The organism is Streptomyces adustus (genome assembly GCF_009377175.1).
Classification (GTDB): Bacteria; Actinomycetota; Actinomycetes; order Streptomycetales; family Streptomycetaceae; genus Streptomyces; species Streptomyces adustus.
The window spans coordinates 1-10414 of record NZ_VJZD01000303.1 but is presented as its reverse complement, the minus strand read 5'-3'; the positions used below and the strand labels follow the sequence as shown (position 1 = coordinate 10414).

General features: G+C 72.3%; 8 protein-coding genes. 2 read left to right on the top strand and 6 right to left on the bottom strand.

All coding sequences use genetic code 11. From position 1 onward, the window contains the following. Positions 1 to 618, top strand: a 618-nt coding sequence (locus tag FNH09_RS40920) for a TerD family protein (RefSeq protein WP_162469846.1), incomplete at its 5' end; no start/stop codon positions are given. Between the two features lie 151 nt (positions 619 to 769). Here the strand turns inward: FNH09_RS40920 and FNH09_RS40915 are convergent. Then, positions 770 to 1336, bottom strand: a complete 567-nt coding sequence (locus FNH09_RS40915; protein ID WP_152894940.1) for a TetR/AcrR family transcriptional regulator — start codon at positions 1334 to 1336, stop codon at positions 770 to 772. A gap of 143 nt (positions 1337 to 1479) precedes the next feature. Here FNH09_RS40915 and FNH09_RS40910 point away from each other — a divergent pair, with 143 nt between their 5' ends. Then, positions 1480 to 2928 carry an MFS transporter gene (locus tag FNH09_RS40910; protein WP_152894939.1) on the top strand — a complete coding sequence of 483 codons (1449 nt, stop codon included), beginning with the start codon at positions 1480 to 1482 and terminating at the stop codon, positions 2926 to 2928. Between the two features lie 115 nt (positions 2929 to 3043). On the opposite strand, the gene FNH09_RS40905 is transcribed toward FNH09_RS40910, so the two are convergent. The 5 genes from FNH09_RS40905 to FNH09_RS40885 form a co-directional block, all read right to left on the bottom strand. Then, complete coding sequence (locus tag FNH09_RS40905) at positions 3044 to 4633, bottom strand: TROVE domain-containing protein (protein WP_152894938.1); 1590 nt, start codon at positions 4631 to 4633, stop codon at positions 3044 to 3046. A 507-nt stretch (positions 4634 to 5140) separates the two neighbouring features. After that, positions 5141 to 6589, bottom strand: a complete 1449-nt coding sequence (locus FNH09_RS40900; protein WP_152894937.1) for an alkaline phosphatase PhoX — start codon at positions 6587 to 6589, stop codon at positions 5141 to 5143. 240 nt (positions 6590 to 6829) lie between these two features. Next, positions 6830 to 8269, bottom strand: a complete 1440-nt coding sequence (locus tag FNH09_RS40895) for a hypothetical protein (RefSeq protein WP_152894936.1) — start codon at positions 8267 to 8269, stop codon at positions 6830 to 6832. Positions 8270 to 8588: 319 nt separating this feature from the next. Continuing rightward, entirely contained in the window at positions 8589 to 9320 is a 732-nt protein-coding gene (locus FNH09_RS40890) for an SRPBCC family protein (protein WP_152894935.1), read from the bottom strand. A gap of 16 nt (positions 9321 to 9336) precedes the next feature. Next, positions 9337 to 9987, bottom strand: a complete 651-nt coding sequence (locus FNH09_RS40885; protein WP_238427400.1) for an ArsR/SmtB family transcription factor — start codon at positions 9985 to 9987, stop codon at positions 9337 to 9339. Positions 9988 to 10414 lie beyond the last annotated feature (427 nt).

The following is a 10414-nucleotide window of genomic DNA, read 5'->3' as shown; positions in this document are numbered from 1 at the left end:
CCCGCTCCCCCGGCGCCGCCCGCCACCGCGCCCGGCACCGGGAAGATCAACCTCGACAAGGGCCGGGTCAGCCTCCAGAAGAACCAGACCGTCTCCCTGGTCAAGAACGGCCGCCCGCTGCTCTCCCAGGTCAAGATGGGTCTCGGCTGGGAACCCGCGTACCGCGGCAAGGACATCGACCTCGACGCCTCGGTCATCGCCTACGGCCCGCAGCGCAACCACATCGACAGCTGCTACTTCGGCAAGCTCTCCATCGTCAACGGCGCCATCAAGCACTCAGGCGACAACCTCACCGGCGAGGGCGGCGGTGACGATGAGGTGATCGTCGTCGACCTCGGCCGTCTGCCGCAGGAGGTCAGCGGCCTGGTCTTCACGGTCAACTCGTTCTCCGGCCAGAAGTTCACCGAGGTCGCCAAGGCCTACTGCCGACTGCTGGACGCCGCGACCGGCGAGGAACTCGTCCGCTTCGACCTCACCAACGCCGAGCCGCAGACGGGCGTGCTGATGGCGAAGCTGATCAGGCAGTTCTCCGGCGAGTGGGAGATGACCGCCATGGGCGACTTCGTCAAGGCGCGCACGGTACGGAACATGGTGAAGCCGGGGGCCGCGGCCCTGTAGGCCCCCCGGCCCCGCCCGGGACACGCACGGCGGCACACGGCGGCAAGGGGCTCGGCACAGGTCGTACGAGCCCCTCCACCGCCCGCCCTGCTCCAGGACATCCCCTCCGCCCCCGCGCCCGCACCGCCCGGGTCCGCGGCCCTCGGACCGGCTACGCGCGCAGGCCCTCCGTCAGCAGGGCGACGTACCGGCGGATGGACTCGCCCTGCCCGTTGGCCAGTTCCGACGCGGTCGCCACGCCGTGGGCCAGGCGCAGCACGTCGATCGGCTCGACGTCCCGCCGCAGCGCCCCCGCCTCCTGCGCCGCCTCGACCAGCCGCGTCGCCGCGCCCTTCATCGAGGTGGCGCACGCGGTCACCGCGGCCACACTGCCGTCCGTGACGGCCGAGCCCAGCAGGGCCTTCATGCCGCGCACCTGGATCGTGCCGACACACAGCTCGTTCAGCCACTCCACCAGCGCCTCGCCCGGGGGCAGCTCGGCGGCGAGTTCACCGGCCCGCACCGCCAGCGCCTCGATGCGGTCCACGTACGCGGCCTCCAGCAGCGCCTGCCGCGTCGGGAAATGGCGGTAGAGCGTGCCGGAGCCGACCCCGGCGCGCTTGGCGATGTCGTCCAGCGACGCGCGCTCCCCGTGCTCGGCGAAGGCCTCGGCCGCCACCTTCAGCAGCCGCTCATAGTTGCGCCGAGCGTCCGCGCGCATGGGTTTGACCTGCGTCATCCCGTCACTCCTTGCAAACCGGGGACTCTCTCCGTATCTTGACGAGCACTAAACGGAGACAGTCCCCGCTTATCGCCGCGGGCAGTCCGTGCTGCCCGCATGGTCCATCACATCACCCGGGGACACCAGACAGGGAGTGCCCCATGTCCACCCCGTCCGCACCGTCCGCCCGCCCGGAAGCCGCCGAGACGTCCGCCTTACCCGGGGGGACCGCCCGAGCGGGCACCGTCCTCCTCGTCATCGTCACCGCCTATCTCATGGTCGGCGTCGACTCCACCGTGGTGAACGTCGCCCTCCCCGACATCCAGCAGGATCTCGGCTTCTCCCGTACCGGTCTGTCCTGGGTCCTCAACGCCTACACCCTCGCCTTCGGTGGTCTGCTGCTGCTCGGCGGCCGGGTCGGCGACATCGCGGGACGGCGCCGCACCCTCACCGTGGGCGTCCTGGTCTTCGCCGCCTCCTCGCTGCTCGGCGGTCTCGCGGGCGAGAGCATCTGGCTGATCGCCGCGCGCACGCTCCAGGGTGTCGGTGCCGCACTGGTCACGCCCAGCACCCTCGCACTGATCACCACCAACTTCCCCGAGGGCCCGCGACGGCACCACGCCCTGGGCGTCTACTCCTCCATGGCGGGCATCGGCGCCTCCCTCGGACTGCTCCTGGGCGGCCTGCTCACCTCCTGGGCCTCCTGGCGCTGGGCCCTGCTGATCAACGTGCCGATCGGCGTCGGCGTCGCCGTCGCCCTCCCCCGCTTCGTGACCGAGACCCCCCGGCACGCGGGCCGGTTCGACGCGGCGGGCGCGCTGACCGGCACGGCCGGGATGTCCTGCCTCGTGTACGCGTTCATCCGGGTCTCCTCGGACGGCTGGAGCGATCTGCGGGCACAGCTCGGCTTCGGCGCGGCAGCGGCCCTGCTGGCGGGCTTCACCCTGATCGAGGCCCGCGCCCCGCAACCGGTCCTGCCCCTGCGGCTGTTCGCGAGCAGGAACCGCTCCGGCGCCTACGCGGGCGTGCTGCTGCTGCCCGCGGGCATGTTCGGCGCCTTCTACTTCCTCACCCTGATCAGCCAGCAGGTCCTCGACTACAGCCCACTGCGCGCGGGGCTCGCCTTTCTGCCGATGACCCTGGCGATGTTCACCACCGTGCGCTTCGTGCCCCGGCTGCTGGCCCGCCTCGGCGCCAAGCCGGTCCTGCTCACCGGCATGTCCCTGATCGTCGCGGCGGCCGGCTGGCTGTGGCGGCTCCACCCCGGTGACGGCTACGCGGCCGGACTGCTGGGGCCGCTGCTGCTGATCGGCGTGGGCGTCGGCCTGAGCTTCATGCCGCTCACCGTGACGATCCTCGCGGGCGTCGCACCGCACGAGGCGGGCGCCGCGTCCGGGCTGCTCCAGACCTTCCAGTGGCTCGGCGGCACCCTCGGGCTGTCCGTCCTGGTCACGGTGTTCGGCACGGCGACCCGGCACACGAGCGGATCACCCGCCGCGGTCCTCACCGAGGGCGCGGCCGACGCGTTCGGCGCGGGCGCGCTGATCGCACTGGCCGCGCTGCTGGTGTCGGCGTTCGTGATCACGGGCACCCGACGCGAGCGGGCCTAGGAAGCGGCTCCCGACGGGACCCGGCACACGCGGGAGCGCGGCCCGTACCGAAGTACGGGCCGCGCCCACGACTCGGGCCCGAAGGCCTCCGGCCCGAGGCCCGAGGCTTCCGACCTCAGCCGGCCTGCGCCCACGGCCAGTCCGCGTCGCGAGCCGACTCCAGCAGCGGGACCATCCGGAACGCCGCGTCCGACAGGCCCGCGAAGGTGTGCCGGTGCTCCTTCCCCGAGGGGCCGTGGCCCGCGCGGTAACCGGCCAGGTTCCACGTGTAGACCGGAACGTGCGCCGGCACCTGCTCGGTCGGGTCGCCGTGCGAGTTGTACGCGTACTGCTCGTCGGTGACGATCAGCACCCGGTCGTGCCGCCGGTAGTGCCGGCGCACCGCCTCGGTGGTGTCGGTACCGCCGAGGTCGCCGAAGCGCTCCAGCGCCTTCAGCACCGACTCGCCCGCGCGGAACTCCACCCGCTTGCTGGTGGTGCCGAACTCGACGAGGTCCGCGTCCGCCGCCCGCAGCGCGAGCGCCGCGCCGAAGACCGCCGCGGCGTCCGCCCGGCTGAGCTCGGAGCGCTCCGACAGCCGCGAGTAGAACATCGAGCCCGAACGGTCCACGAGCACCAGGGTCCGGCCGGGCAGCGCGGGCACGTTGGCCAGCGAGTGGCCGAGCGCCTGCTCCAGCGGGTACGCCCAACGCAGCGACGGCGCGTGCCGGTAGGCCGCGAGGTAGCGGAACGGGAACTGCCGCGAGCGCGCGACCTCCGCCGGGTCGCTGATCTTCGCGGCGACCTGGGCCGCCACCTCGTCGCCGACTCCCGCCTCGTCGAAGTTGCGCAGGTTGCGGACGAGCGCCATGGCGCCCATCGACGGGATGACCGCCTCCCACGCCGCCTTGTCCATCGGGCCCTGGAGCCAGCCGGCCAGCGCCTCCCAGGTCATCCCGGCGTCCGCCAGGCGCTGGGCCCCCTGCGCTCCGGTCACGACCTTGCGCCGCTTGGCGGGCCGCAGCGCCATCAGGTCGCGATGGGCGGCCAGCACGGGCAGCGACTTGGGGACGACGGCCGTGTCCGGGTTGTGGCGCCGGTCCAGCGCGTACCGGAACAGGTCGCCCTGCCACGGCTTGTCCGGGTCCGGCGCCGCGTGCACCAGGTTGAGGATGTCGCCGAAGCGGTAGCCCTTGGACGCGGTGTCGTACTTCAGCAGCGACTTGCCGCTGTAGAGGCGTCGTACGGCGTCGGCGATCCCGCGCTTGACGGGCTTCGGGACGTTGCGGCCGTACCGCGAGGTCCAGTAGGCGAGCAGCTCGCCGGGCTCGTCCGGGCGCCGGAGCACCGAGGCCACGACCTGCCGGTTGGCAGGGCCGTCGACGGCACCCGCGTCCAGCCGCGCCTTCACGTACTCGGCGGCGCCCACGAGCGCGACGGTACGCATGTTGCCCTCGCCGCGCAGCCAGCCGAGCAGGCCGGCCGTCCACTCGGGATCGGTGACGGCGAGCTCACGCACCAGCCGGGCGAACCGGTCGTCGCGGTCGTCGCCGGACTCGTAGAAGGTCTGCTGGGAGACGAAGTTGGACAGCGCGAGCAGAAAGAGCTCCGAGCGCGCGTCGCGCTCCTGGCCGCGGCCGCCCTGGTAGGTGCGCAGCACCCGGCCCGTCGATGTCACCCGCGAGGTGGGCTGCGCCTTCGCGGAACGGGAGTTGAATCGTGCCATGGTGAATTCCCCCGAATTCCTGCCCGACTTTCCAGTCGTGTTCCGGAGGGAGGCACGGCAGAAGGAGGGTGTCCGAGGTCGAATTCGACGGCGGCGCTTATCAACTGGCGCGTCTTCCGTTTCCGCCACACCGACCCGTGGTCGATGACGGGATTCGAACCCGCACGAGGTCTGTCACCCCACCAGTTCCCGAAGTATCCGCTGTCCGCGCACCGGGCACCCACCTTGAGCCGCGCCTCCCGAGATCAAGTCGGCTGCGGCATGGATTCTTTGAAAGAGAAGTAGCCGCGGCCCGCGCACCGGGAGGTGCATGAAGTTGTGGTGTCCAGAGATCGAAGCCGGCGGAACCGACGTAGGTGCTCTGACCCCTGAGCTACACCGGCATGTGGTGCCGATGGCGGGACTCGAACCCGCGGCCGCCCCATTATGAGTGGAAGTAGGTCCTGCCTTCGCACCTGGACATGCATCACTCTATGAGGCGTACCGCGGGACGAGCGAGCGAATTAACTAGCCGCGCTTCTGCCGCTTCCAGGGCCCGGTGATGGCCAGCATGATGCCGGGGGTCTGGATGTTGGCGAAGAGCGTCTTCCCGTCGGGCGAGAAGGTGACGCCGGTGAACTCGCTGTATTCGGGCTTCTCCGCCGTGCCGATGTTCAGCTCGTTACGGGCGATGGGGTACGTGCGGCCGCTCTCGGTGGCGCCGAACAGGTGCTGGACGCCCTCGCCGTCCTCGGCGATGACGAGGCCGCCGTACGGGGAGACGGTGATGTTGTCGGGGCCGTCGAAGGCGCCGTCGACGGACGGGTCGGGGTTGACGCCGAGCAGCACCTTCAGGGTGAGGGTGCGGCGCTTGGGGTCGTAGAACCAGACAGCGCCGTCGTGCTGGACCGGGCTCTCGGTGCGGGCGTACGAGGAGACGATGTACGTACCGCCGTCGCCCCACCACATGCCTTCGAGCTTGCGGGCGCGGGTGACCTCACCGGCGGCGAACTGCTTGCGCACCGAGACCGTCTTCGCGTCGCGGTCGGGCACGTCGACCCAGTCGACGCCGTACACCGTGCCGATCTTGGTGGCGCGGGAGAGGTCGTCCACGAACCGGCCGCCGGAGTCGAAGCACTTGAAGGCCTGGAGGGTGCCCGCGTCGTCGGCGAGGCCGCGCAGCCGGCCGTGGCCGTGGCAGTGGTCCTCGGGCGGGGTCCAGCGGTACAGCAGGCCGTTGGGGTTGGACGCGTCCTCGGTGAGGTAGAGGTGGCCGCGCTTGGGGTCGACGACGACGGCCTCGTGGGCGTAGCGGCCGAGCGCCTTGATGGGCTTGGGTGCGCGGTTGGCGCGGCGGTCGGCGGGGTCGACCTCGAAGACGTAGCCGTGGTCCTTGGTGAAACCGTTGGTCCCGGCGCGGTCCTCGGTCTCCTCGCAGGTCAGCCAGGTGCCCCAAGGGGTGTTGCCGCCCGCGCAGTTGGTGGCGGTACCGGCGATGCCGACCCATTCGGCGACATGTCCGCCGGGGCGGATCTCGACGACCGTGCAGCCGCCGGCCGCCGCCGGGTCGTAGACCAGGCCCTCGGTGAGCGGCACCGGGTGCGGCCAGTTGGCACGCGGGCCGGCCAGCTCGTGGTTGTTGACCAGGAGGGTCGTGCCCCGAGGACCGTCGAAGGTGGAGGTGCCGTCGTGGTTGGAGGGAGTGAACTCGCCGGAGTCCAGCTTGGTGCGACCGCTGTAGGTGATGACGCGGTACTTGAAACCGGCGGGCAGGGCCAGGAGTCCGTCCGGGTCGGCGATCAGCGGTCCGTAACCGACGCCGTGGTGCCCGTGCGCCGACTCCTCTCCCACGCTCTCGGTGTCCGTGGACGCGAGGGCGTTCGGCGCGGTGGCCAGCGCGCCGACACTGCCCGCCAGTGCGACCCCGGCACCGGTGATCGCGGATTTCCTGGCGAAGTCCCTGCGGGTGAGCGACATGGTGTCTCCTGTGACGGTGGATTGCCGTGGAGGGTGGCGGAGGCGGTGTCGGCGAAACCGTCCCGCCCCAGCCTGAACGGGAGTTGAACACCGGTGGTCCGATGTGGACTCTGTTCCATGAATCCGTACGGACCTCCCCCGCAGGAGGCAAAGAAATGCCGAGCGGCCCGGTGCCGACGCGGGAAGGTTCCGCGTCGGCACCGGGCCGCTTCGGTCGGCGCCGGTCGGCAGCGGGCGGCTTCACCCCTGCTGCGAGCGCGCCTTGAACGCCGCCTTCCGGGCTTCCTTTGCCACCTTCTTGTCCGGGTGCAGGCGCCCCATCGCGTCCAGCACGTCCGCCGTGGCCGGGTGGTCCACCCGCCAGGCGGCCGCGAAGAAACCGCTGTGCTGCTCCGCGAGTCCTTCCACGAGGGCCTGGAGCTCCTCGGAGTTGCCCTCGGCCGCCAGCTGTGCGGCGACCGTGTCGATGGTGAGCCAGAAGACCATCGCCTGGGACGGCACGGGCACGTCGGCGGCCCCGTGCTCGCTCAGCCACACCCGGGCGAGCCCACCGAGTTCGGCGTCGTCCAGGACGTCGCGCAGCGCCGGTTCGGCCTCCGGGCCGACCAGGGACAGCGCCTGCTGGCAGCGCAGCCGCCGCAGGGGTGCGCCCTCGTCGGCGCCGCGCGCCGCCGCGAGCAACTCGCGGGCCGCGGCGAGAGGGTCGCGGTGCGCGAGCCAGGACCGGGTCTCGGCGTGCGCCGCCGCCGGGGGAAAGGCGGCCGTGCCGTCGAGCAGCGCGTCCGCGCCCTTGTCGGACAGCTCTCCCACGGCCGGGGCCGCGAAGCCGGCGTCCAGCAGCCGCGCGCGCAGTCCGTAGCAGCCGAGGGGGGTGAGGCGGACCATGCCGTAGCGGGAGACGTCGGTGTCGTCGACCGTGGCCGAGGGCTGCGCGGCGGTGTCGTCGGCGTCCGTCATGAGCGCCTCGTCGACCGGCCGGTAGTCCACAAGACCCACCGGCTCCAGCAGCCGGAACTGCTCGTCCAGCCGCATCATGGCGTCGGACACCTGCTCCAGCATGTCGTTGGTGGGCACGCGCGAGCCGTCGGGCACGATCATCGACGCGGCGAGCGCGGGGAGCGGCACGGGGTCGTCGCCGGGCCCGTCCTCGCTCACCGTGAGCAGGTAGAGGTTGCCGAGGACGCCGTCGAGGAACTCGGCCTCCGCCTCGGCGTCCCAGTCCAGCCGGGAGAGGTCGACCTCGCCGCCCTCGTCCATCGCCTCGATCAGTTCGTCGAGGTCGGGGACGCTCGCGTCGGCCAGCACCGCCTCCAGCGCGGCCAGCCACACGTCCAGCACGTCGCGCGGCGAGCCGCCGAACAGCAGGCCCAGCTCCTCGCCCGCGGCCACGGTGCCGGCCTCCTCGTCCACGACCTCGACGAGTCCGGCGTCCACGGCGATCCGCCAGGCCTCGCTCGCCAGGGCGGCCGCGTCGTCACCGGTCAGGCCGAGGACCTCGGCGGCCGCGGGCAGCTGCTCCTCGACGAGTACGCCCCCGGCCTCGACCCGGGTCTCGGGTCCGGCCCAGCGGGCGAGCCGTGCGGCCCGCGAGAGCAACGGCGTGGACAGGGCGTCCCGCGCCAGCTCCGCTTCGGGGTGCAGCCGCACCGGCGGCAGGGAGGAGCTGGGGCTTGCTGACATCGGCTGGTTCTCCTAGGACGCCTTGGACGGCGTACGCATCACGGTGAAGGCCGTACGCGTCACGGTTCGACCACTCAGCCTAGACGGATTTCCACCCATGCCGCCCGGTTCATCTGCCCACCGGTGTTCGCACTTGGCCGAATTTCCGGCAACCGGCTTGGACAGGCGGGCTATTGACGCGCGTAGATAGTACGCGGACATCCATGGAGCACACCACTCACGGGGGCGCGACCGGAGCTCACGGAGCCCACGGAGCCCGTACGACCGCGGGCGGCCGGAACCCGTGCGGGTTCCGGCCGCGGTCCGCGCGGGCTGTCGCTCAGGACTGGTCGAACACCCCGTCGAGCCAGTCCTGCCAGCCGCTCTCGTCCGCCTTGGCGTCGGCGTCCGGCGCGAAGTCGTGGACGGAGATGCCGACCGGCGCGCCCCAGTGGTTGCGCCCGAAGAAGCGGAGGAGGGCGTCGTCGGTGCGCAGCCCCAGGAAGTACGGGTTGCGGTAGTCGACCACGGCGTCCAGCTCCCGCCCGGCCGGTCCCCGGACCGTCACCCGCGCGCCCTGCTCCGTGTCGTCGGCGAGGCCGAGGGCCCGGCCCACGGCGACGAACGCGTCGGCGGCCGTGGACGCGCCGGGCCCGTGGAGCGTCGCGAACGCGACCGGGCGGCCCGCGAAGTGCGTCAGGTACTCGCGCAGGGTGTGCAGATAGAAGTCGGTGTGCTTGCTCGCGCCGTCGTACTGGCTGTCCCAGTCGTCGGTGAAGATCCCGCTGTGCACGTACCGCACCCAGGCCCGGCGGCCGCCGTCGCGCGGCTCGATGGTGTGGTCGAGCTGGTTCAGGCTCTGGGTCGGGAAGCGGACGTCCTCGGTGCGCGAGGTGACGCGGTGCGGCGGATCCCAGTTCGTGAGCGTGGACCCGAAGGGGCCGATGCCGCTCTCGCCGTCGTACTCCATCGGCCACAGCCAGCCGCCGGTCTCGTGAGTGATGGCTTCCCACACCTCCTCCGGCGTGGCGTCTACCTCGAACTCGCGGACGATCTCGAATTCCTTGGACATGACTGGCTCCTGGCTCCTACTGGTCGAGTTCCGGTGGGGCGGCGGACGGCCGGGCGTCGGCCTCGGCCTCGGTGACGGGCGGCCGGTCCTTGAGCGTGGGGTGGAGGGCCACGACGATCCGGTGATCACGACCGCCCTCGGCCTCCGGGGCGTCGTACTTGTGGATCAGGGCACTGATCCCCGCCGTGAGCTCCTCGACGAACGCTGCCCGATCGGCGGCGGAGGCGAAGCGCACCTCGCCGTCCAGCGCGTAGGTCGCCAGCCGTTTGCGCGCCCGCGCGGCGCCGGTGATCAGTGAGCCGACGTCGCGGACCAGCCGGGCGCCGAGGGCCAGCAGCCAGCGCGCGGAGAACTGGTCGCGGAAGCGGTCCGGGTCCGGCTGCACGGCGGCGAGCGCGAGCGGTGAGATCACGTACGACGCCGCCGTCGCGCGCATCAGCCGCTCGGTGACGTTGCCCTTGCGGCGTTCGCCCGCCAGCTCCACCAGGCCGTGCCGCTCCAGGGCCTTGAGGTGGTAGTTCACCTTCTGCCGGGGCAACCCGACCTGGCCGGCCAGCATCGTGGCCGAGGCGGGGCCCGCGGCCAGCTCGGCGAGCAGCCTGGCCCTGATGGGGTCCAGGGAGACGGCTGCGGCCTCGGAGTCCTCGATCACGGTGACGTCCAACATGCGCCCACCTTCTCACCGAAAAGTTTTTCTGTCCATGAGGGTGGATTGTTCGGTGGGATCGCGTCCCGTGGTCACCCGCCTCGCGAGTGCCGCCGCCCGGGGCATCGCCACCGCGCACCCCGCTGCCGGGGAGCCCGCCGCCGCCGCCGGCGCCGCTCCCGCAGTCGGCGCGACGCCGCGGCCGTGACGGTCGCGGTCCCCGCGGCACCCGCGATCAGCACCGGCAGGGGATGCCGCAACCCGGCCCGCGCCGCGGTACCCAGCGGCTCCGGGAGCACATGCTCCGCCGAACGGCCCGCCCGGGTCCCGGTGTCCTGGAGACTGTGCGCCGCGCGCGCGACCGCGTCCCGCGCGCCGCGCCCGGCTCCCGCCACCGCACCGCGCACCCCCTGCCCGGCCCCGACGGCACCGCCGCGCAGCTGGACGG

What these genes read in the sequence shown, in the direction of transcription:
- FNH09_RS40915 (WP_152894940.1), bottom strand. Translation starts at nt 1,336, where the DNA reads ATGACGCAGGTCAAACCCATGCGCGCGGACGCTCGGCGCAACTATGAG.
- FNH09_RS40910 (WP_152894939.1), top strand. Translation starts at nt 1,480, where the DNA reads ATGTCCACCCCGTCCGCACCGTCCGCCCGCCCGGAAGCCGCCGAGACG.
- FNH09_RS40905 (WP_152894938.1), bottom strand. Translation starts at nt 4,633, where the DNA reads ATGGCACGATTCAACTCCCGTTCCGCGAAGGCGCAGCCCACCTCGCGG.
- FNH09_RS40900 (WP_152894937.1), bottom strand. Translation starts at nt 6,589, where the DNA reads ATGTCGCTCACCCGCAGGGACTTCGCCAGGAAATCCGCGATCACCGGT.
- FNH09_RS40895 (WP_152894936.1), bottom strand. Translation starts at nt 8,269, where the DNA reads ATGTCAGCAAGCCCCAGCTCCTCCCTGCCGCCGGTGCGGCTGCACCCC.
- FNH09_RS40890 (WP_152894935.1), bottom strand. Translation starts at nt 9,320, where the DNA reads ATGTCCAAGGAATTCGAGATCGTCCGCGAGTTCGAGGTAGACGCCACG.
- FNH09_RS40885 (WP_238427400.1), bottom strand. Translation starts at nt 9,987, where the DNA reads ATGTTGGACGTCACCGTGATCGAGGACTCCGAGGCCGCAGCCGTCTCC.